We start from the raw sequence: 21,980 nt of genomic DNA on the forward strand, positions 1-21,980 counted from the left end.
AGCATCCGTGACATTAACTCCCTTTGTTCTTTTGTAATAGGTTTCCATGCCGGATTTAAAACAAATTGACGACCACACTCTCGACATTTATAGTTTTGTTTGCCATGCCGACTTTGACCGTTCCGACTAACTTCTTTTGAGCTACAATTAGGACAATAGGGAATCTCTACTGTCATATCACGCTATGATAAACACTTCTCTCTAATAGTAACTTACTCGATCCTTTCCTTCAGGGCACTACCAGCTTGCCAAATTGCCGGTGCCGACGATTTTGTCAGCGGACTTCCCGACACGTATCAGACTGTTTTGGGCGAGTTTGGCGCGAATCTTTCTGGCGGACAAAGGCAAAGATTGGCGATCGCCCGCGCCCTTGTTACCGACCCGCCCGTCTTGATTTTAGATGAATCTACTGGAGCTCTCGATCCGGCAACTGAAACTGAAGCGCTCGATCGATTATTAGCCGATCGTCAGGGCAAAACGACAATTTTAATCAGCCACCGTCCCCGAGTCGTTCAGCGCGCCGATTTGATTGTACTGCTCGATCGGGGTGAACTAAAACTAACAGGAACTCCCGAAAAGTTGAGCCAAATTCCAGGAGAACATTTAGATTTTTTGCATCCATAATTATAGCATCCGACTTCGCGTCTTCGCGGTTCGTGATAACACCCGATCCGAGCGATAACCGGGTCGGGTAAAACTATTATTTAATCAAGAGCGATCGCCTCTTAATTTTGACGACCAACAATCCCAATCCTGCAACAATCATGGCAGAAATGCTGCTGGGTTCTGCCACTGGTTCGGCAATACTGAGCGAATTGATTGCCAAAGCGTGATCTCCCTCAGCACTGCTATAGACAAGCCGCCAAATGTTGGCAACATCACTGCGATCGCCTCTTATAGTTCAATCGGCAAATAATGGAACTTCCAGCATAAATCCAGGTAAAACATCTTCTCCAGAAAGTTGTGTTGGTAAAGAGCGAACCTCTTTTGGTTGTCCCTGTCGATAAATTTCTACCTGCTGATTTTGTGGATTAAACAACCAACCCAACCGCACCCCACTTTGTAGGTATTCCATCATTTTATCTTGCAAGGTTTGCAGATTGTCCGATCGCGATTCCCTACGGGATAGCTTCGCTTCACGCAGTTCAATGACAAAATCCGGCGCTATGGGGGGAAATTTCTGTCGTTGTTCTGGAGTGAGTGCTCCCCAGCGAGACAATTCCACCCATGCTACATCAGGAGAGCGAGATCCTCCACCGGGCAATTTGAATAGCGTGGAAGAACTAAACACCTTACCTAGTTGGGTTTGGCGATTCCAAATATAAACCTCACCGCCGAGATCCATCTCGCGACTACCGCTATCGCCGCCAACTGGAGACATAACAATTAATCTTCCTTCAGCATCGCGCTCGATCGTCAATTCAGGATTGCTGAGACAGAGTTGATAAAACTGCTCATCGGTAAATTGAACGCGATCGAGATTAACTTTTAGGGGTAACGTCAGCAAGGTCATCGTCATTACTCCCGATTTTTGAGACCTGATAATTTCAATTTTAATAGAATGTTTCGCTTACAATACACTTGTAGCATCTAATAAAAAACAGCGATCGCACTATGGGAATGACTCTGACCGAAAAAATATTAGCCAAAGCATCAGGCCGCACTAAAGTCGAGCCCGGAGAAAATATCTGGGTAGAAACAGACGTGTTGATGACCCACGATGTCTGCGGGCCCGGCACCATCGGCGTTTTCAAACGCGAATTCGGTGAGAATGCTAAAGTCTGGAACCCAGACAAAATCGTCCTCATTCCCGACCACTACATTTTCACCAACGACGAACGCGCTAACCGCAACGTCGATATTCTCCGCGATTTTGCCGCCGAACAAGGGATAAAATACTTTTACGACATCACGGATCGATCGGACTTCAAAGCAAATCCCGACTACAAAGGAGTTTGCCACATCGCCTTAGCACAAGAAGGCCACACCAGACCGGGCGAAGTGCTGTTCGGCACCGATTCCCACACCTGCAATGCCGGCGCTTTCGGACAATTTGCCACCGGTATCGGGAATACAGACGCGGCTTTTATCATGGGAACCGGCAAACTGTTAATCAAAGTTCCCGCAACCATGCGCTTTGTGTTCAACGGCGAACTGCCGGATTATTTGTTAGCAAAAGACCTAATTTTGCAGATTATTGGTGATATTAGCGTGGCCGGTGCTAACTACCGGACGATGGAATTTGCGGGCGATACAGTTGAGCGTTTGACGATGGAAGAACGGATGACGCTGTGCAATATGGTGATTGAAGCTGGTGGTAAAAACGGCACGGTTGCGCCAGACAAAACTACGTTTGATTACGTTACTTCGCGGACTGACAAACCCTTCGATTCATTTTACAGCGATGGGGATGCTAAATTTTATAGCGATCGCACCTACGATGTCAGCAAATTAGAACCAGTCGTCGCCAAACCCCACTCTCCCGACAACCGCGACTTAGCCCGCAACTGCCGCGATGTCAAGATCGATCGAGTTTACATCGGTTCCTGCACCGGTGGCAAAACCTCCGACTTCCTGAATGCCGCCCGCATTCTCAAAGGAAATCAAGTCAAAGTTCCGACTTATTTAGTACCAGCAACTCAGAAAGTTTACGAAGATTTGTTTGTCACAAAATACGATGGTCAAACGCTTTCGGAAATCTTCTTAGCTGCCGGTTGCATCGAACCTGCTGCCCCTTCTTGCGCCGCTTGTTTGGGCGGCCCGAAAGATACTTTTGGGCGGATGAATGAACCCGAAATTTGTGTATCTACAACTAACCGCAATTTCCCCGGTCGGATGGGAAATAAAGAAGCGCAAGTTTATCTAGCTTCGCCTTACACGGCCGCCGCTTCGGCGCTGACTGGGCACGTCACAGATCCGCGCGAATTCCTATAAGGTAGGGGCAATCCCCCCGTGGTTGCGCCCATATCGGGGGTAGGCACTCTTGGCACTACCCCTACAAATCTGTATGAATGATGTAGACGCGATAACTAGAATAAAATCAAAATAACTATCTATATCAAATGTGAAAAATTATGGTGACTCATCAGATCTTACGCAAGATGTCTGCCGCATTTCTCCTCTTAGCGGTTGCTCTATCATGCAGCTCAACTACGGCAATAACTCAAGCAGAAAAGGTTGAAGAAAAGCCAAAATTGCAGGTTGGTTACGGCGATTTGATATTTGACTATGAATCAGAATATATGATGATTCCCGTTACTTTATCTGGCGATGAAAAACAAGCGGGATTTCCCACTGTCTCACCACTATACGATTCTTATGAAGAGTCTAGGGGTAGCGGAATAGTTGGTTATAATATGATTTTTTATAACAAAAGTAGCGGAGAGTCTAATATTTTATTAAACAGACCAGCGTTAATCTCCAAATTTGAATATTTGTTAGGTAAACAAGAACCAGAAAATCCAAGCCAGGAAAATGTACAAACAAATCAACCAAAGCAAAATCGATCCAACAAAGCATCCAGCAAGCCTCAGAATCAGTTGCTGTTATTTCACATCATAGATAGCGATACAAATGCTGATGGCAAACTTGACAGGGCGGACGCAATTATTGGATATTTATCTAACTTGGGAGGCAAATCGCTTCAGGCAATAACTCCGCCCGATACCCAGTTAATGAGTTGGGTATTTGATGAAAAGAGCGGCGGAATTTTTCTCACTATTAGAAAAGACTCGGATGGCGATCGGAAGTTTACCGAAAAAGACGGTATTGATTTTGTCCGAGTGAATGTCAGCCAACCCAATGTTGGCAAAGAGATAATCGACGGTAAAACTCGGCAAAAATTGCAAAAAATTCTTATTAATTAAGAGTAAAGATAAGGTGCATTACCTAGTTTAAGTGACAGGAGATTTGCTTTGAAAACACTATTTTTGGCTTGGCAAACCCCGGACAGCGGTTCTTGGTTTCCGATTGGTCGGTTGACATTTAACGGCAAAGAATACCAGTTCAATTATACAAATGGTGTTCTAGAAGCTAAACTTAAGTGCGGGTTTCTGCCTTTGCCATCTTTCCCGAATTTCAATAATGTTTACACTTCACAGAAACTGTTTTCGTTGTTTTCTAATCGAGTGATGGCGCGATCGCGCCCTGACTACCCTGAATTTGTACAATGGTTGAATATCCCTGAACACGAACATGACCCAATTGCTTTATTGGCGCGCAGCGGAGGCAAACGGGCAACTGATAAATTTGAGGTGTTCCCTTGTCCCGAACCAGATGAAAATGGACGTTACTGTATCCATTTTTTTGCAGATGGACTGCGATACCTTTCCAAGTCGGCAATTGAACGGATTAATCGGCTTCAAGTGGGCGAACTTTTGTATTTAGCCCACGAATTTCAACATCCGCGCCCTTCCCGTCTGCTTCTGTGTACTAAAGATCACTGGATTGTCGGCTATTGTCAGCGCTATCTGGTGGATGATATTTTTGAAATTATTTCGCAGCATCCAGAATTGGTTCGCGTAGAAGTCGATCGTCTGAATCAACCCCCAACACCCCTAAAGTTCCGCTTGCTGTGCAAGATTACTGCCGATTGCCAGCAAGGCTTTCGACCCTTCAAAGGCCCGATGTACCAGCCGGTTAGCAGTGATGTTTTAGCTGCAAGTGCGATCGGATAATCAGCAACAATAAGTAAAATTACGATCGCAGAATTAGGAAAAAAGTCAAGTTAATTATTGTGAATTGAATACAGATTGAATACAGAAAATTGCACAATTTAGACGAATAATTAGCTAGCTGTTGACATTTTTTACATAATAGAGTATCTTTGAGCTAATTTATCGATTCCAAATTCCGCATTCTCAGTCAAGCCCATACAATTTATGAAAATTATTAGAGCTATACGCTGCTAATAATTTTCATTAGTATTTTTGTGCTAAATGAAACAAATACGAGTTTTAATTTTTATACTTAGAACTCGTATGAGTGCGAAATTGACCGATTAGAAACTTCCGCAAATTGTAAGTATGAACAAAAAAATAAAGATTGGGGTTGCTGAAGCTTTTGGTACTTTTGTGTTGGTATTAGGTGGATGTGGCAGTGCGGTTTTAGCTGGAGACAAAATCGGTTTTTTGGGAGTTTCGATCGCCTTTGGTCTATCCCTCTTAATCATGGCTTATACCATCGGCCCTATCTCTGGATGCCACATTAATCCGGCGGTAAGCATCGGTTTAGTAGTTGCCAAACTGATCGATGCTGTTTTGCTTCCTTATTATATAGGAGGTCAGATTGTAGGGGGAATTCTAGGCGGTCTTGTTTTGTATATGATAGCATCAGGAAAACCAGGTTTTGATGCGGCAGCTTCGGGATTTGCATCTAACGGTTTTGGAGAACATTCTCCCACTGGTTACGGACTTTTGGCAGCAGCTTTGACGGAAATTGTACTGACTGCTTTTCTGTTATTTACAATCATGGGTACTACCCATCCCAAATATCCAGTCGGTTTTGGTGGAATTCCCATCGGCTTGATGCTGGTGTTGATTCACTTAGTCGGAATTCCCATAACTAATACTTCAGTTAACCCAGCTAGAAGTATCGGTGTTGCACTTTTTCAAGGCGGATGGGCAATCCAACAGTTGTGGGCGTTTATTGTATTCCCAGTGATTGGTGGAATTATCGGCGTTTTGGCTTATAATCTCATTAAACCCACTATGGAAGAAATTTGATCGAGAATCAAAAATAAACCGGGTTTATTGATTTTTTTAGGGTGGTAGAATTCATCCGGCAACTTAAGAAACCCGGTTTGTCGATCGCACAACTTGATAAAATTGCAAGTATTCGGTAAATAGATGCCATGATTACGATCGTGATGGGAGTCTCAGGTTCTGGGAAAACAACTGTTGGCAAGTTGCTGGCGCAATCTCTCAATTGGGATTTCAGCGATGCCGACGATTTTCACCCATCAGCTAATATCGATAAAATGAGTCGGGGCATTCCTTTACAAGATGTGGATCGCCTTCCTTGGCTATTACAATTGCAAGCTACAATAGACAGGTGGCTGTTAGAAAATAAAAATGTGGTTTTGGCTTGTTCTGCTTTAAAAACATCTTATCGCGAAATGCTCTACCGAGACCACAAGCGAATGAAGATAGTTTATCTCAAATGTTCTCTTCAGCTATTAGCCACAAGGTTAAAAAATCGCGAAAATCACTACATGAAAGCAGATTTGCTGTTAAGTCAGTTAGACAGTCTCGAAGAACCTGAAGATGCAATTATCATAGATGCTTCGCAGCCGTTAGAGTTAATTTTGCGCCAAATTAGAATTCATCTGATGTGCGGTTAATTGCCCACAATAAAACCTCTAATACCAAATCTAGCTTCAATACCCCTTAATTTCTTAGTTTCTCTCCGCTAGGAGAGGTTTTTAAGGCGGATTTAGTATAAAAGTTATTTTTTCATGAAAAACCTAGTTTATGAACCAAATTTAGCCCCCTCTGCGTTTCCAGGCTGATAGGTTTGCGGCCCTAATTTTTGTACAAATACAAGAAAGCTTCTACTTCAGCCCCAGTAGGTTGAGATCTAATTGCCCCGGGTTTCATTGCTGTCATCGCACCTACCGCACTGGCATAAGTTACAATTGTTTGGGCTATTTTTGGATCGGCTAAATTCTTAATTCCCTGCTTGCACAACTGTCGCACAAAACCAGCCAGAAATGCGTCGCCTGCACCTGTTGTATCCTCAACATCTACTGTAAATGCGGGGATTTTTCCTTCATTTTCCGAGATACAATAAGCGCAACCTTTCTCGCCTGCTGTCACCAAAACGCCTTCTACAGAATCGAGACGGTAGGTAATAGCTCCAGCGTCGGTAGTGTCAAACAACCATTCGGCTTCTTCCTCAGATAACTTGACAAAATCGACTTTTTTTAATATTTTTCTAATGCGCGCTTTTGCTTCGTCTGGATTTGGCCAAAACACGGGACGCCAATTGATGTCAAGTATAATTTTAACGTCGTACTGTTCTGCTAGTTCGATCGCTCGGACGATCGCCTCTCGACTTTCAGGATAAGCTAATTCTAAAGTGCCTAGCACTAAATATTCGGCATTTTCAAACAGCACTTCGGGTAGTTGTGCAGCGAGGAGGCGGGTGTCAGCAAAATCCGCAGTATCAAATTTGCCAAAACCGGCAAAAGATCGATCGCCCACTTCATTTCGCAAGACATAAACTTGTCGCGTCGGCGCACTTGGATGTCGCTGCAATCCAGCAAGATCAACCCCTACTTCTTGCAACACCTGCACTAGGGAATTCCCCAATTCATCCCCACCTACAGCACCGATAAATCCCGCCGCCGTCCCCAATTTAACCAAAGCACAGGCAACATTAGCAGGAGCACCGCCGGGATATGCAGTCCAAGATTCTACCTCTTCGAGAGATACTCCTGGTTTGTCTGCTAAACAATCAAATAAAACTTCACCCAGACACAGAACGCGAGGATAAGTCATAGAAATTTGAGATTTGAGATTGGAGATTTTAGACCAGCAGTAGACAGGTTAATAATGATTTTTAACCCATCCCAGGAAAATTGCAAGCTATTTTTTTATGGCTGCTCCTATAATATCAGACTTACTGATATTGGCAGTTACTCCCTAAAGGCTCAAATATAGTGCGGGGGTATCGGTTAGTTGTTTTACGCGCCAACATCTGCAGGTTGGGCCCGGATGTCAGATGGAGGTAGGTAAAGGCAGCATCCGCCACCCGACGCACAAGGAGTGGTGGCTGCCCGTCTTGCCTTGTGCGCGCTGGGTTTGCACTCGTGGCGATTCTGCAAGCGAGTTGGTGCTTCTGGCCCGAAAAAGTAGCACAGCAAATTTAATTTTCTCTTCATACTTGATCCCTCATCCTTTAGAATTGTAGATAGGTAAATATGCAGACATAGGAAAAATTTATGAGTGGGATTGTCTCTGGAACCCCTGTCACCCTGTCGGACAGAGAATTGCAAGTGGTAGAGTTAGTAGCAGCGGGATTGACTAATGAGAAAATCGCCGAAAAGTTAGAGATTAGCAAGCGTACAGTTGACAACCACATTAGCAATATCTTGAACAAGACGCGGGCTGACAATCGAGTTACGCTTGTACGCTGGGCGTTGCAGTGGGGAAAGGTATGTTTGGACAATATTAACTGCTGTCCTCTACCGCGGCCGATCGATAAAGAAGTATCTTAAGTAGGGATTTTGGTTGGAGACAGGCAAAGAAATGATGCAAACGGCACAAGAAAAACAACTCCGCTATCAAATTCAAAGCCCTGGATTGCCGCTGGCGGTGTATCGCGAAGTGGCGACCCATTTGCGTCAAGTTGAAGGGGTGCAAACCGGTTTAATTCCGCAGCAGTCGCAGCGGTTTGATTACTACGACAGCCAAGTTGGGGGTTTGTGGATACAGTATCCTGAAGGGTTCGATTTGGCAGGTCGCGAGCGGGTCGATCGCATTTTGGCTTATTATGGCGATCGTTACGGAGCGTGGGAATTATTAAGTCATTAGTTATTGGTAATTGTTGACTGCTAACTGTTGACTGTTAACTAATGACTAATGACTAATGACTAATGACTAATGACTAATGACTACTGACTAATGACTACTGACTAATGACTACTGACTAACAAAATGAGTGCAATTAAAACTTTACCGGGAACGCGGGATATTTTGCCCGCTGAAATTCAATATTGGCAAAATATAGAAGAAGTCGCTAGAACCATTTTAAAAAAAGCGGCTTATCGAGAAATTCGGACGCCAATTTTTGAACAGACATCTTTATTTGAACGCGGCATCGGCGAAGCTACCGATGTTGTGGGCAAAGAAATGTACACTTTTAAGGATAAGGGCGATCGATCGACTACTTTGCGACCAGAAGGCACAGCCGGAGTAGTTCGAGCTTTTATTCAAAACAGTTTGTACGCGGCGGGAGACGTGCAGCGTTTGTGGTATGCGGGGCCGATGTTTCGCTACGAACGCGCGCAAGAGGGAAGACAGCGGCAGTTTAATCAAATTGGCGTGGAAGTCTTGGGGAGTGCGAATCCTCGTGCGGATGTCGAAGTAATTGCGATCGCCTGTGATATCCTGCAAACTCTCGGTTTAAAAAATTTGCGCCTCGATATTAACTCTGTCGGAAATAAGGAAGACCGACAAAATTATCGACAAGCATTAATAGATTATTTTATACCGTACAAATCCGAATTAGACGCCGATTCCCAAGACCGCTTGACTCGAAACCCGCTGCGGATTTTGGACAGCAAAAATCAGCGTACTCAAGAAATTGTAGCTGGTGCGCCGAGTATTTTAGAATATTTGGGAGAGGAATCGCGATCACACTTCGAGCAAGTGCAGCTTATGCTCACAAATTTAGGAATTAGCTATCAGTTAAATCCCAGATTAGTGCGCGGTTTAGATTACTATACCTACACCGCATTTGAAATTATTTCCGACGATTTGGGAGCGCAAGCCACAGTTTGCGGAGGCGGCCGCTACGACGGTTTAGTCAAGGAATTGGGCGGCCCTGATACGGCGGCAGTCGGTTGGGCAATGGGTATCGAAAGGTTGATTATCCTGCTGCAAAAGTTGCAACCTTTGCCCGCGCCCAAGTTGGATTTTTATTTGGTATCCAGGGGCGAAAAAGCTGAACAGCAATCGGTATTGTTAGCTCAAAAATTGCGAAGTGTGGGGTTTAGTGTCGAGATAGATTTGAGTGCTAGTGCTTTCGGGAAACAGTTTAAAAGAGCCGACAGAAGCGGTGCAGTTGCGTGTTTAGTTTTGGGAGATGCGGAAGCTGAAAACGAGACGGTACAATTGAAGTGGTTGGCGAGTGGTGAACAAAGTGCGATCGCCCAATCTGAACTACTAGCAATGACAAACGAGCTACAGCAGAAAATTAACAACCCTTAGAACTCTCGGTTTTAGCCCAGTCTAGACCCCCTAAATCCCCCTTAATCAGGGGGATTTTGAATTCCCATCCTCTCCTTACCAGGCTCTGCCCGGTAACGCATATCCAGAGGTTCTGCCTCGTCATTAAGCCATTAACAGTAATCCCAAAAACCAAGAGATATAATTTAAACATTAAAACATTTAACCTCTGATAAACTATGTCTGTAGCCACTAAAAATTATGAAACACAACTCACAATCACCTGGCCGCTACTACCAGAAGATTTTCAACTACCAGACGACCCAGTGGAAGACGAAAGCGAACCATTATTAGCCGCCGCTTTGCGCCAGCCACTAACAGGATTTCCTGAATTAATGCAGGAGGCCTTAATTGTTTCCAACTTTGCCTTGTGTGCCGGCATAAGTTTCCCAGGTTCAAGCAGCGACGAACAGCGTATTATCTGCAAAGCACCAGATTGGATGTACGTGAAACCCGTCAATCCAAAAAATGTCTCGCAAGTCCGCCGCAGTTACACCCCGCACACAGAAGGAACCATCCCCCAAATCGTGATGGAATTTCTTTCAGAAACCTATGGAGAAGAATACTCCGTTGAATTTACCTCGCGGGTGGGAAAGTGGTTTTTTTACGAGCAAGTAATCAAAGTCCCCAGATACGTCATATTCCGAGCCAAAACAGCTCATTTAGAAGTTTACGCTTTAGAATTAGAGCGTTACAACTTGCAAAAACCTGATGAAAACGGACGTTATTGGATACCGGAATTAGACTTATTTTTAGGTATTTGGGAAGGAACGCACGAAGGAAGGACAGGCTGTTGGTTGAGGTGGTGGGATGCAGAAGGCCAGTTGTTGCTGTGGTCGGAAGAACAAGTAGAACAAGAACGCCAACGGGGCGATCGCGAAAGACTGCGCGCTGAGAAATTGGCCGAAAAATTGCGTCAAGCGGGGATCGAGTTAGACGATGAAGAGTGAAATATCAATTGATGAGCCGAGTTCGATCGTGTTTTGGTATGATGACACTCTTGTGGTGCCGGCATCCAGCCCGCCCTTGGCAAACTTTGCACTCCTATGTCAATAGAACGTCTCCAGCCGATCGCCTGGACAAAAAAACCGCGACTCATATCCTTATTTTCTGGTTGCGGCGGCATGGATTTGCCATTCCACCAAGCCGGGTTTGAGGTAGTTTGGGCGATCGACTCCAATAAATACGCCTGCAAAACATTCAGCAGAAACATCGCCGATGTCATCATCAACGACAGCATAGAAAATATAGACATTGCACAAGTTCCCGAAGCTGAAATATGTATAGGAGGGTTCCCCTGTCAAGATTTTTCCCTAATTTGGAAACGTCCCGGACTTGAAGGAACCAGAGGCAATTTATATACATATTTTCTCGATTTTGTCAATAAAAAAAAGCCCAAAGCTTTTGTAGCAGAAAATGTCAAAGGCTTATTAAGTGCAAATAATTATCAAGCAATAAAACAAATAATTTCTGACTTTGAAAGTATCGCTCCCGGCTACTTAGTTAAACCTAAACTCTACAACTTTGCCGATTATGGAGTTCCGCAATTCCGCCAAAGAGTGTTATTAGTTGGCATTCGGATGGATACAGGATTTAACTTTGTGCATCCTCAGCCAGAATACGGTCAAAATCGCAAAAATCCTTATCGAACTGCGGGCGAAGCACTCAAAAATGTGGAAGCAGTTCTTGACAATAACCAACATCATAAAATTCAAGCCCGCACCGTTGAAATTTTAAATCGAATTAAACCGGGAGGCAATTTTTCTGATATTCCCAAGGATAGTCCATACTATGTCAAAGGCATGATCAGTCACGTTTATCGGCGAATTCACCCAGATAAACCATCATCGACAATCATTGCGGGGGGCGGTGGCGGAACTTGGGGTTATCATTATTTAGAACCGCGTTCTTTGACAAATCGTGAAAGAGCAAGATTACAAACATTTCCCGATGATTTTGTTTTTGAAGGTTCTACGACTGAAGTACGGCGGCAGATTGGCAATGCAGTGCCACCGCAGGGAATCGCTGCTGTTGTTGAGGCTTTAATTCCGCTATTGAAGGGGGATTATGCCCAAGTTGATTTATATGAAATGAGTAAAAAGTTGCAGGCTATGTCAATTCAACAACGATTAAAATGGGCTGAATAAGAGGGGTACGAGCAGAGTTTGCCGTTAATTTAAAATGGGGTGAGAGATAGGAAGCTTAAGATTATCTTTATCTGGGTTTATGATTAAATGAAATACATCAGGATGGAAAGTCAATGATCGAGTTTGATATAGGTCATTACACCGATTTTAAGTTGCCCAGCCACTCAGATATTCCACACCAATTACAGCAAACACTTCACACGGTTTGGGACAGAAAGTATCGTGATTTATACGAAACGGGTGGAAAATGCAATGTAGAAGAAGCTTTTGTAGCAGTAATGACAGCTTTTGGAATGCCTAATGATGCAATATCCCATCAGCGATATGTCTACTTGGCTTATGGAATAGCATTAGCAGCTAAACCGACCATTAAACATTACTTTACTGAAAAACATAAGGTTGATATCGTTGAAGGAATTGTATCTTATTGGCTGAAGGAGGGTTGTGAAATCCCAGAAACTTGGGCAGATACATTGTTTCCTGATATCAACAAAATTGGAAAATATCAAGCTACTGACGAAGCTTATAATATCTTCTATGGCTTGCTGCAAACACTCAATACAAAAACAGCCTATAATGCCATCTTAGATATTCTGTATGATGCCATTACCGGCGATGCTATTTCTGGTTTTGCTGTGGCCAAACGAGATATGTTTAATTGGTGGTTAATTGATGTGATTCCTGCTGCCTATTGTTTAAATTTGCCATCTACTTTATATTCAGGAAAATGGGAATTTCCGCCACTGACTCAGTGCGCTTAAGTGATGACAAAAGTAATTGGAAAATAGTGCGTGTTGCTGATTGTAGTTAACTTAAGGCACCCTGAAACCTTTGAGCGATTCCCTACGGGATAGCTTCGCTCGCGCGGACTTTTCCTCCTCCCTCAACCCTTTACACTGCACCAAAACCCCAACACCCCCGAAACGAGTCTAAAAGTTCCAATACGGATTGAAACTTCTAGACTCGTTTGGACAATAATAAGGGGACGGACTCAAGAGCTATTTATCGTTTTTGTGAGAATTCTTGCCGCCTTCGCGACCGATCTCTGACATATGCTCCCGATCTTGGCTGACTGCTTCACCACCCTTGCGACCAGCCTCTCTCGCTTCCTCGGAAGTAAACTCATGTGCTGTTCCTTTTTCGTGGGCAGCTTTTCCGCCTTGGCTGGCAATTTCCCGCTGTTTATCCTCATCCATTGAAGCGAATCCACGGTTGCTTGTATCTGTCATGATGCAACTCCTTTATACTCAACTTTTTCGTTTGGGTTTACAGGTTAAAAAACTTGCAAAACCTGTTTGATTGATAGTAATTACTTGCAAGTTATAGGTAATTGTAAAAAAGTAAAAATATGGAAACCTCTATCTAAAAGAGTAGTTTTGAAATAATGATGATGTCGCTGTCAAAACCGATTTGTTTTACCTAGCTCTACTAATTCAGGTAGCAGTTAAACACCCCAAAAGGCTTTGTCAATCTTTTCCAGTTTCGTCATTCGGGTGATCGACTGGTTTGGATTCGAGCGAACCCTTCTGGCGCAAGAAGACAGACAAAACCGCCAGTGTGCCGATCGACAAAAACTCACTCTGCCAGTTTTGAAACGACTCGAACCAAAAGCGTGAAGTGCCAAGGTATTCTATAGCTGAGACAGGCTTTTCGCCGTGTTGTATCTGCTCTTGACTGTACTCCTTCGCCCCTCCCACCGCATGAAGCGCAAAGGAGAGAAAAAAGAGCAGAAAAAGTGCAAGAGTCAAAGAGTTTTCGTAAACTTTGAGACTCAAGCCTCCCTGACGAACCGGCCAGGGAGTTTTCGGATTCAGCTCTTGATTTCCAGGCTCAGCATCAACTGCTTCTTCTTCCTCAAGCTTTTTCGACTGCGGGGAACCCTTCTGACACAGGAAGGCGGTCAGCAGAACGTACATCCCCATCTAAAGAAACTCGCTCTCCCAGTTTTCAAAGAGCGCTTCGATAAAGTGACCGCTTCCAAGATACTTAACAACACAAATCTGGGGCTGCTTGCGATCTTTTAATTCTTGACCCTTCCTTCTACTCAACGCCTGCTCGAACTAACGTGATGTTATGGGGAGAACTTGTAGGTCATCACCTAGCCAGAGGAGGACGACGCTCTCATTGGCGAAGCCTATATCGTTCCTCAAGATCAGAGCACGTACATTTCCACAAAATAATTAATCAGGCACCATCAAACCCTTCAATATTCTCCTTTTCTCCTCCTCCCTCAGCCCCTTCGACTGCACCAAAACCCCAAAACCCCCCAAACCCATCGGATCGATCAACTGATGCAAAGCCTCCCGTCGGCGCAAAAACGTTGCCAAATCCAATACTTCTGCATTATTTGTTGATAAAGAAGCAATGCGATCGCCCAAACCCAACGCCATCAAAAACAAAGCCTGCTGAGTAAACCCTACCACATCCAAACCGCACAATTCACCCTGCCTTTCCAGCGCCGTAAAATTAACATGAGCCGTTAAATCCTGCCGCCCCACATTAATATAAGGATTATTGTGATATCGGTGCAGATAATAACACTGTAGCGTTCCTTCCCTGCGCCTCGGATTGTAATAGCGGTGCGCCGGATAACCGTAATCAATAGTTAACAAATATCCCCGCTGCAACTTTTGAGCAACTGTACTCATCCAGTCCAAAGCCGCCAAATTCACCTCACTGCGATAACCATCCCCGTACACACTCGCCGACAAATCGATGCTTACAAAATCCAAATATTCGGCAATTTTAGGCGTGGCAACCTCGCCAATTACTTCAATAAATTTTATCTCTTCTTGTTCATTTTTTGGGGTTTCTGCGGTAACGTAAATTTCCATAACTTGCCATTTTTCCAGAATGAATTGATGCACGGGCAAAGCATCCACTAACTCGTTAGAAAAGAAACAACCGACTATTGAGTTATTAACTATCTCCTCCCAATTGCACCACTTGACGCACGTTATCTCACTTAATCTTTGGCGTTGTTCCGCTTGAAGTTTTGGCGAAATTTCAATGATTATGTATGTTAAATTTTTAAATAAGTCGGGATGTTGCCGTTGCAGATATTGCAGCACATTTTCGGCAAAAGTTCCCCGCCCAGCGCCCATTTCTACGATCGCGAAATTGAAAGGGCGATCGAGCAATTCCCACATTTCCACAAACTGCTGTGCCAAAACCTCCGCAAAATCAGCACCCCAATGAGACGACGTGATAAAATCGCCTTGTTTGCCGATCGACAGTCGATCGCTATTATAATATCCGTGCTGCGGATGATATAATGCCAAATCCATATATTCAGCAAAAGTAATTCGCTGCTGCGGAGTTGCCGCAATTCTTTCGCAGATTAAAGCGCAGAGCTCCGGGTTGCTGTCATTGATATCTGATTGCTGAACTTTCATAATTTATCGAATCAAAGTTGATGTTATTTCCTTTGTGAAGGAGAGATTTTTTTATTAACCGCAGAGGGCGCAGAGGGCACAGAGAAAGAGAGAAGAGAGAAATAAGGTACATTTTAGCGACGTTAATAGCAATATTAATCGATATCCATCCGCATTTATCCGCGTTCATCTGCGGTCAAAAAAATCAACCCGGTTTCCACAAAAAAACCGGGTTAAACTCTCAGATTAAAACCGACCAAACCTACCTGTCAACCGAGCCCATAATAATGTCGATACTCCCCAAAATCGCCACCAAATCCGCAATCTTCACGCCGCGCACAATGTGAGGCAAAATCTGCAAATTATTAAAGTCCCCAGTCCGAATCTTCCAGCGCCAAGGAAAGACACTATCATCCCCGATAATATAAATCCCCAACTCACCTTTGCCGCTTTCAACGCGGACATAATGTTCGCCCTTGGGAATCTTAAAAGTCGGCGCTACTTTTTTGCCAATAAACTGATAGTCAAAACCATTCCATTCAGATTTTGGCCCGCTTTCGAGTCGCTTCGCTTCCAAATTCTCGTAAGAGCCACCGGGGAGTCCTTTCAAGGCTTGATAGATAATCTTAACCGACTCGCGCATCTCCCGAACCCGCACCACATACCGGGCCAAACAATCGCCAGCAGCTTCGGTACAAACTTCCCAGTCGAAGTCGTCATAACATTCGTAATGGTCAACTTTCCGCAAATCCCACTTAACGCCGGAAGCGCGCAACATCGGACCGGAAAGTCCCCAGTTAATCGCTTCTTCGCGAGAAATAGTACCCAGGCCTTCAATCCGGCGGCGGAAGATTGGATTGTTGGTAATTAAACGTTCGTACTCGTCAATTTTGGGAACGAAATAATCGCAGTAATCTTCGCACTTATCTACCCAACCGTAAGGCAAATCGGCGGCAACTCCGCCAATGCGGAAATAGTTATTATTCACCATGCGATAACCTGTGGCTGCTTCCCACAAGTCTAGAATCATCTCGCGATCGCGCATAGTATAGAAAAAAGGAGTTTGCGCCCCCACGTCCGCCAAAAACGGCCCCAACCACAACAAATGGTTAGCAATCCGGTTCAACTCCAGCATGATTACCCGAATGTAACTCGCCCGTTTGGGGACAGCAATATTCGCCAACTTTTCCGGTGCATTGACTGTCACCGCTTCGTTAAACATCCCCTCCGCATAGTCCCAGCGGCTCACGTAGGGCACGTACATCACGTTGGTGCGATTTTCGGCAATTTTTTCCATCCCGCGGTGCAAATAGCCCAAAACAGGCTCGCAGTCAACCACATCTTCCCCGTCTAGGGTGACGATTAGCCGGAGTACCCCGTGCATGGATGGGTGGTGCGGCCCCATGTTGAGCACCATCGGTTCGGTTCTAGTCTCAATTCTTGACATAATTAAATGAATTAATGATTACTGGCTATTGTTGATTTTTGTTTGGCTGTTATAGATTATGAAGGATATCGAGCTCTGTGAGAAGGACACCCCTGGATCGGATGTCAGTATTGACACCTATCACGTTCCTGTTTTGGGTCAAGAATTAATTGCGGGTTTGGCTGTGCGTCCAGGCTGCCGCTATTTGGACGCTACGCTTGGGGGCGGCGGACATACGAGTTTGATTTTAGCTGCGGCGCCAGATGTTTCAGTGGTGGCGATCGACCGCGATGAACAAGCCATCCGTTTTTGCCAAGCCAGATTTGCCAACTCGCCCGTTGAGTTTTGGCACGGTAACTTTGCTGAATATCAGTCCTCAGAGGCCGAATTTGATGGTATCATAGCAGACTTGGGCGTCAGCTCTGCTCAGTTCGATACACCGGAACGAGGATTTAGTTTTCGCCACCCAGCTCAACTAGATATGCGTATGAACCAGCAGCAATCTTTGACGGCAGAAGAGATTATCAACCACTGGGAAGAAGTTAAACTAGCAGATATTATTTACAAGTACGGCGAGGAGCGACTGTCGCGGCGGATCGCGAGGCGGATTGTGCAAAGCCGTCCTTTTCAAACTACAACAGAACTTGCAGGCGCGATCGCCTCCAGCTTCCCCCCCAAGCAGCGCAACGGCAGAATCCATCCGGCTACCCGTACTTTCCAAGCTTTAAGGATAGCCGTCAACTCCGAACTCGCTTCTTTAGATACTTTCCTCCACCAAGCGCCAAGGTGGTTAAAACCAGGTGGGAGAATCGGAATCATTACATTTCACAGTCTGGAAGACCGACCAGTCAAGCACCAACTCAGAGGAACACCCAATTTGCAGGTACTGACAAAAAAGCCGATCGGGCCGCAATCCGAAGAAGTAGCTAGAAATCCCCGCTCTCGTTCTGCTAAGCTCAGACTGGCAGAAAGAATAACTTGATTCGGCAGTAGTAATATGCTTGCTGCAAAAAGTTCAGAGATTAGGGAGACTTGCATGCAGCAATCAAGTACGATTCGGCAAAGATGTAGGGAATAGCGCCAACAACCCACCACTAACCCTCCGGGTACAGTGGGGCTTGAAATACAGCCGGTGTTGACCAGACTTAGGTAGCAATACCTGCGTTAGTAGTAAGTGTTAAAATTCACACCGAGGACAGTACCCAGCTAGTTAAGAACTCTGCAATCAGAGCATTAATTAGCCGTTTTGAATGCTGGTGTGTTTAGAAAAGTACCAACTGCTAACAAGGTCATTGCTCGTATCACAGCGTGAAAGCTGACTCGGGAATTTTCCCTATTGAAGCGGCCTACCGAGGCGGGTTACAGTATCGAAAGCCTCTCATCTGTGCGAACAGATGGTGCGAAAGGAATGCTCACCTTGAGGTAAAACGGGTTTCTTTAACTCAACTTGACGTAACTGATATGTTGCATATATCCAGCCCCCCTTTTCCTCCCGCCACCTTGCTGATTACAGCTATGGTGGGGGTTCTCAAGGGGGAAGAAAGATGAGTCGGGGAGATGGAAGCAAGCTGAAACTGATGGTAGTCGATGACGAACCCGACAACTTGGATTTATTGTACCGGACGTTTCGACGCGACTTTCAGGTTTACAAAGCAGATAGCGCCCTCAGCGCCCTGGAAGTTCTAGACGAACAGGGTGAGATGGCGGTGATTATATCTGACCAGCGGATGCCAGAAATGAATGGCACCGAGTTTTTGGGGAAAACAGTCGAGCGATTTCCCGATACGATTCGGATTCTGCTAACGGGATACACCGATGTTGAAGATTTGGTTGAGGCCATCAACTCAGGTCAAGTTTTCAAATACATCACCAAACCGTGGAATCCAGAAGAACTCAAATTGGTGATCAATCAAGCCTCAGATACTTACAAATACTACAAGCAGCGCAGCGTTGCATTGCGCCGCGCTTTACGCAAGGAATCTCTGTTCAATGAGGTAATGAGCGTGATTCGCGGGTCGCTTGATTACTCTAGTATGGTACAAACTATTGTTCAAACCGTAGGTCAAACTTTTGAGGCCAACTATTGTATGCTGCGGCCGGTAGAAGCCGATCGACTATTGCCGAGTACCTTCCCCTACCAATCCCAAACCTCTGAAGCCAGTAGCTTTTCTTTTGATGAAAATTTGCTGGTTCAAGCCGTAGCCAGCCGCCAAACTCAAGTGAACCCAAACAGTGGGGGGGATGGTAACTCGGTTGAGATTGCCGTGCCCCTGACTTACCAGCAAGAATTGCTGGCGGTACTGGCTTTGTGCCAGATTGGCGGCGCTAACCCTTGGTCGGCAGAAGATATAGAGTTAATAGAAGGTGTAGCAGCTCAAGCTGCTCTTGCCCTGTCTCAAGCTAAGCTCTACCAGCGGACTCTGGATTTAGCCAAGCAGATGCAAAACGAGTTGGAAGTGGCTCGCCAAATCCAAACAAACTTGTTGCGCCAAAGTTGGCCGGATTTTGAAACAGTCAGGGTGCAAGCTTGCTGTTATCCCGCGCGGGAAGTTGGCGGCGACTTTTTTGAAGTCTACGTCCACTCTCAGGGGGATATTTGGATAGCGGTGGGAGATGTTTCGGGTAAGGGAGTTCCGGCTGCTCTATTTATGGCCAGCGCGATTTCGGTGATGCGGCGGGAACTTTCCCAAGAAGTTTCTCCAGAGCCCGATCAAGTTATGCAGAACATGAATAGCACTATGTCTGACGACCTGATCGGCAACAACCATTTTATTACAATGGTTGTAGCTCGTTACACTCCGTCAACCGGACACCTAGCCTTTGCTAATGCCGGTCACATTTACCCGATTGTTTGGTCTCACTCGGAGGTCAAAGCTCAAGCTGCTAGCGGTAAAACGCCAGCCGAGCCGAATTTCCTGAAAGCTCGTGGCATTCCCTTGGGGATACTACCAGTTTGGAGAGGCAAAGCAGGTGCGATCGAACTAAAGTCAGGAGATGTATTTCTGCTGACGAGTGACGGAATTACTGAAGCTAGCGTGACAAGTCAAGCGGTAGCAGGGGGTGTACCAACCCGTTCTATGCTACAACAAGAAGGGCTTTGGCAACTCTTGATTCAGGAACCTGGTTCTTTCAACTTGGACAATTTGTTGGCTCACATCCGAGCCGATAATCCCGTTCAGGAAGACGACCAAACCATACTCTCTCTGGAGGTTCTTTGAATCTGTCAGCGACTCCCGACGCATAGTCGGGGGTGAGAGCCGAAAAAACTTAAGTCCTGCTTGTTGACGGCCCATAGAGTAGTCCTGCAAAGGACGGCGTTATCGTCAACAGTCACAAACCACAGTAAAAAACCTAGCCGGCGATGACGCAGCTAGTTTCCTGAATCGCTTTACTGGGGGATTAAATACCTGTCAAGGGTTAAGGTAGAAGGCATTTGTCAGAAAAAACCAACGCTTAAAAGCAAAGGATTGAAACACAGATTTTTATACTTCGCTGCTTGCAGTCTCGGTATAATTATCAATTGTTAATGGGCTTTAAGCCCCTAACAAAATTTTTCAACTATACTCTTAACTTCTGCCTTCTACCGAATGACGAATGCCTGATTTTTAAACAGAAAAGGCTAGTATCCTCCAAGTAGCGACAAGTATTGAGGCCGAATCCATTCGGCGCGTCGTGTTTCATACCTGGTGTGAAGACACAGGGGTTTTCAAACTTACGGGATTTTTTTATGAATACTGAGCTTCATGTGCCAAGCGACTTGCGGTTTTTAACAATTGTTGAAAATTGGTTGCTGAGCAGTTTGGAAGTAGAGCTAGGAGAGCACGTCGATTGGCCACGTCAGTCGAATCGTTTGCGCTTGGTGTTAGCAGAAGCCTATTCTAACGTGATCCGCCATGCTCACAAAGATCAACCCAATTTGCCCGTGTTAATTCGCTTGAATTTAAAAAATAGGGATATTGGTTTAGAAATTTGGGATTACGGTAAAGGTTACGAAATGGATACTTACAATCCCCCGAGGCCGGAAGCTAAACAGGAAAGCGGCTACGGCTGGCTGATTATGAGCAGACTTATGGATCGGGTGGACTACACTTTGCAAATAGACGGTCGCAACTGTCTAAAGTTAGAAGCGAGTTTGCCGGAAAAATCTTAATTAGTCGTTAGTCATTAGTCATTAGTCATTAATGATTGGCAATGCACTTTTAGACTCGCTTTGGCTGTCTGTCGCACGCGCTGCGGTGACAGCCAATTTTCCGTGCAGTAGCGTCAGCCAAAGGCGAGACTGTAAGATTGTAGGGGTAAAGTCCCGATCGCACAAATACCGCAGAAACGGGATTTTTATACCGTGAGTGGCACTTTACCAAAGATTTGGAAAAAACCCGGTTTCTGCCTGATTCTGGCGATAAAGAGCCGATTAACCTGGCGATCGCACGACTTTAGCTATTACGTGCGATCGACAGGTCAAACCGCAATAGGCAATTTAAATCTGAAACAGATTATCAAACAGCTTATTTCTTATGTGACCGCAGATTTAGCAATTCTTGGGGAGAAGCTAACAGTTTGACCGTAACAGAAAGGATTTTTTGGTCAGAATTGAGCAAGAACAGCCATCCGACATTAACACCAAATGCGGAAGTTTGCACCCGGCCGCTGACCTGAACTTCCACATTGCCATCTTCTAAAATTTGGCTGACACCTTTCTGGGGTTCTAGCTGCATTCCTCGTGCTTCTTTTTTTAGATAAGTGGCGATCGCAATCCTGCCGATAATTGGATCTTCAAACGGCGCGTGCAGAACCCCATTATCGGCAAATAAATTAGCCGTCGCTTCAAAATCCCCCGCGTTTAAAGTTTCAAAATATTGCAGTATCCCTGGCATTGTGATGCCTGCAATCTTTATAGAGTTAGTTAAAATAGGTCGAGTTGTTGCGGTCATAAAACAAGTGATTTCAAATGAATGATTATACTGTAATCATTCTCTTTGTCGCAGCAAATCCCTCAAAAGATATAAGTAGGGGTAGGGAAATAATTCTCCGAAAAAAGGAGGAATCGGGAAGCGCAGAGCGTCGATCGCAGATTTCAGAGCGA

At 45.1% G+C, this 21,980-nt stretch carries 23 protein-coding genes and 2 pseudogenes; 15 read left to right on the plus strand and 10 right to left on the minus strand.

Annotation, left to right across the window (positions count from 1 at the left end; genetic code table 11):
* Positions 1 to 176 (minus strand): IS1/IS1595 family N-terminal zinc-binding domain-containing protein (locus tag QUA24_RS16115; protein WP_333230761.1); only part of this gene is annotated, 176 nt, incomplete at its 3' end.
* Between the two features lie 67 nt (positions 177 to 243).
* On the opposite strand from QUA24_RS16115, the pseudogene QUA24_RS16120 reads away from it, so the two are divergent.
* Positions 244 to 624 (plus strand): annotated as a pseudogene (locus QUA24_RS16120) (ATP-binding cassette domain-containing protein); the annotation flags it as partial.
* A gap of 76 nt (positions 625 to 700) precedes the next feature.
* Here QUA24_RS16120 and QUA24_RS16125 read toward each other — a convergent pair.
* Positions 701 to 826, minus strand: a complete 126-nt coding sequence (locus QUA24_RS16125; RefSeq protein WP_333230733.1) for a PEP-CTERM sorting domain-containing protein — start codon at positions 824 to 826, stop codon at positions 701 to 703.
* 75 nt (positions 827 to 901) lie between these two features.
* Entirely contained in the window at positions 902 to 1,513 is a 612-nt protein-coding gene (locus QUA24_RS16130) for a Uma2 family endonuclease (protein WP_333230734.1), read from the minus strand.
* A 101-nt stretch (positions 1,514 to 1,614) separates the two neighbouring features.
* Here QUA24_RS16130 and QUA24_RS16135 point away from each other — a divergent pair, with 101 nt between their 5' ends.
* The 5 genes from QUA24_RS16135 to QUA24_RS16155 all read left to right on the plus strand — a co-directional run bounded on the left by QUA24_RS16135 (position 1,615) and on the right by QUA24_RS16155 (position 6,340).
* Positions 1,615 to 2,934 carry a 3-isopropylmalate dehydratase large subunit gene (locus QUA24_RS16135; protein WP_333210226.1) on the plus strand — a complete coding sequence of 440 codons (1,320 nt, stop codon included), beginning with the start codon at positions 1,615 to 1,617 and terminating at the stop codon, positions 2,932 to 2,934.
* 167 nt (positions 2,935 to 3,101) lie between these two features.
* Complete coding sequence (locus tag QUA24_RS16140; protein ID WP_333210227.1) at positions 3,102 to 3,866, plus strand: hypothetical protein; 765 nt, start codon at positions 3,102 to 3,104, stop codon at positions 3,864 to 3,866.
* A gap of 48 nt (positions 3,867 to 3,914) precedes the next feature.
* On the plus strand, positions 3,915 to 4,676 hold the full coding sequence (locus tag QUA24_RS16145) for a DNA-binding protein (protein ID WP_333210229.1): 762 nt from the start codon (positions 3,915 to 3,917) through the stop codon (positions 4,674 to 4,676).
* 348 nt (positions 4,677 to 5,024) lie between these two features.
* Positions 5,025 to 5,723, plus strand: a complete 699-nt coding sequence (gene aqpZ, locus QUA24_RS16150) for an aquaporin Z (protein ID WP_333210231.1) — start codon at positions 5,025 to 5,027, stop codon at positions 5,721 to 5,723.
* Between the two features lie 128 nt (positions 5,724 to 5,851).
* A complete protein-coding gene (locus tag QUA24_RS16155; protein WP_333230735.1) occupies positions 5,852 to 6,340 on the plus strand; it encodes a gluconokinase in 489 nt (162 codons plus the stop codon).
* Between the two features lie 181 nt (positions 6,341 to 6,521).
* On the opposite strand, the gene QUA24_RS16160 is transcribed toward QUA24_RS16155, so the two are convergent.
* The gene (locus QUA24_RS16160; protein ID WP_333230736.1) at positions 6,522 to 7,499 is read right to left on the minus strand and encodes a carbohydrate kinase; all 978 of its coding nucleotides are present in this window, start codon (positions 7,497 to 7,499) and stop codon (positions 6,522 to 6,524) included.
* 185 nt (positions 7,500 to 7,684) lie between these two features.
* On the minus strand, positions 7,685 to 7,882 hold the full coding sequence (locus tag QUA24_RS16165; RefSeq protein ID WP_333230737.1) for a hypothetical protein: 198 nt from the start codon (positions 7,880 to 7,882) through the stop codon (positions 7,685 to 7,687).
* Positions 7,883 to 7,942: 60 nt separating this feature from the next.
* On the opposite strand from QUA24_RS16165, the gene QUA24_RS16170 reads away from it, so the two are divergent.
* The 6 genes from QUA24_RS16170 (at position 7,943) to QUA24_RS16195 (ending at position 12,858) form a co-directional block, all read left to right on the plus strand.
* On the plus strand, positions 7,943 to 8,218 hold the full coding sequence (locus QUA24_RS16170) for a photosynthetic electron transport-dependent transcriptional regulator PedR (protein ID WP_006633901.1): 276 nt from the start codon (positions 7,943 to 7,945) through the stop codon (positions 8,216 to 8,218).
* 34 nt (positions 8,219 to 8,252) lie between these two features.
* A complete protein-coding gene (locus QUA24_RS16175; RefSeq protein WP_333083165.1) occupies positions 8,253 to 8,534 on the plus strand; it encodes a hypothetical protein in 282 nt (93 codons plus the stop codon).
* 123 nt (positions 8,535 to 8,657) lie between these two features.
* Positions 8,658 to 9,932 (plus strand): histidine--tRNA ligase, encoded by a 1,275-nt coding sequence (hisS, locus tag QUA24_RS16180; RefSeq protein ID WP_333230738.1) that lies wholly within the window; start codon positions 8,658 to 8,660, stop codon positions 9,930 to 9,932.
* A gap of 197 nt (positions 9,933 to 10,129) precedes the next feature.
* Positions 10,130 to 10,900, plus strand: a complete 771-nt coding sequence (locus QUA24_RS16185; protein ID WP_333230739.1) for a Uma2 family endonuclease — start codon at positions 10,130 to 10,132, stop codon at positions 10,898 to 10,900.
* Between the two features lie 96 nt (positions 10,901 to 10,996).
* Positions 10,997 to 12,097 (plus strand): DNA cytosine methyltransferase, encoded by a 1,101-nt coding sequence (locus tag QUA24_RS16190; RefSeq protein WP_333230740.1) that lies wholly within the window; start codon positions 10,997 to 10,999, stop codon positions 12,095 to 12,097.
* A 113-nt stretch (positions 12,098 to 12,210) separates the two neighbouring features.
* Positions 12,211 to 12,858: a hypothetical protein gene (locus QUA24_RS16195; protein WP_333230741.1), complete on the plus strand. Its 648-nt coding sequence runs from the start codon at positions 12,211 to 12,213 to the stop codon at positions 12,856 to 12,858.
* Between the two features lie 237 nt (positions 12,859 to 13,095).
* Here the strand turns inward: QUA24_RS16195 and QUA24_RS16200 are convergent, their stop codons facing one another.
* The 4 genes and pseudogenes from QUA24_RS16200 to QUA24_RS16215 form a co-directional block, all read right to left on the minus strand.
* A complete protein-coding gene (locus tag QUA24_RS16200) occupies positions 13,096 to 13,326 on the minus strand; it encodes a KGG domain-containing protein (protein ID WP_333230742.1) in 231 nt (76 codons plus the stop codon).
* Between the two features lie 237 nt (positions 13,327 to 13,563).
* Positions 13,564 to 14,145: pseudogene (locus tag QUA24_RS16205) on the minus strand (DUF6766 family protein).
* 132 nt (positions 14,146 to 14,277) lie between these two features.
* Positions 14,278 to 15,492, minus strand: coding sequence for a class I SAM-dependent methyltransferase (locus QUA24_RS16210; RefSeq protein ID WP_333230743.1), 1,215 nt, complete (start codon positions 15,490 to 15,492; stop codon positions 14,278 to 14,280).
* Positions 15,493 to 15,733: 241 nt separating this feature from the next.
* The gene (locus tag QUA24_RS16215) at positions 15,734 to 16,918 is read right to left on the minus strand and encodes an NAD(P)H-quinone oxidoreductase subunit H (RefSeq protein ID WP_333210250.1); all 1,185 of its coding nucleotides are present in this window, start codon (positions 16,916 to 16,918) and stop codon (positions 15,734 to 15,736) included.
* Positions 16,919 to 16,976: 58 nt separating this feature from the next.
* On the opposite strand from QUA24_RS16215, the gene rsmH reads away from it, so the two are divergent.
* From rsmH to QUA24_RS16230, 3 genes are all read left to right on the plus strand, one after another.
* The gene (rsmH, locus tag QUA24_RS16220) at positions 16,977 to 17,879 is read left to right on the plus strand and encodes a 16S rRNA (cytosine(1402)-N(4))-methyltransferase RsmH (RefSeq protein ID WP_333230744.1); all 903 of its coding nucleotides are present in this window, start codon (positions 16,977 to 16,979) and stop codon (positions 17,877 to 17,879) included.
* 562 nt (positions 17,880 to 18,441) lie between these two features.
* Entirely contained in the window at positions 18,442 to 20,115 is a 1,674-nt protein-coding gene (locus QUA24_RS16225; RefSeq protein WP_333230745.1) for a SpoIIE family protein phosphatase, read from the plus strand.
* A 509-nt stretch (positions 20,116 to 20,624) separates the two neighbouring features.
* On the plus strand, positions 20,625 to 21,047 hold the full coding sequence (locus QUA24_RS16230) for an ATP-binding protein (protein WP_006633914.1): 423 nt from the start codon (positions 20,625 to 20,627) through the stop codon (positions 21,045 to 21,047).
* A gap of 355 nt (positions 21,048 to 21,402) precedes the next feature.
* On the opposite strand, the gene QUA24_RS16235 is transcribed toward QUA24_RS16230, so the two are convergent.
* The gene (locus QUA24_RS16235) at positions 21,403 to 21,828 is read right to left on the minus strand and encodes a nuclear transport factor 2 family protein (RefSeq protein ID WP_333230746.1); all 426 of its coding nucleotides are present in this window, start codon (positions 21,826 to 21,828) and stop codon (positions 21,403 to 21,405) included.
* Between the last annotated feature and the right edge of the window lie 152 nt (positions 21,829 to 21,980).

The organism is Microcoleus sp. Pol12B5, assembly GCF_036701335.1.
Classification (GTDB): domain Bacteria; phylum Cyanobacteriota; class Cyanobacteriia; order Cyanobacteriales; family Microcoleaceae; genus Microcoleus.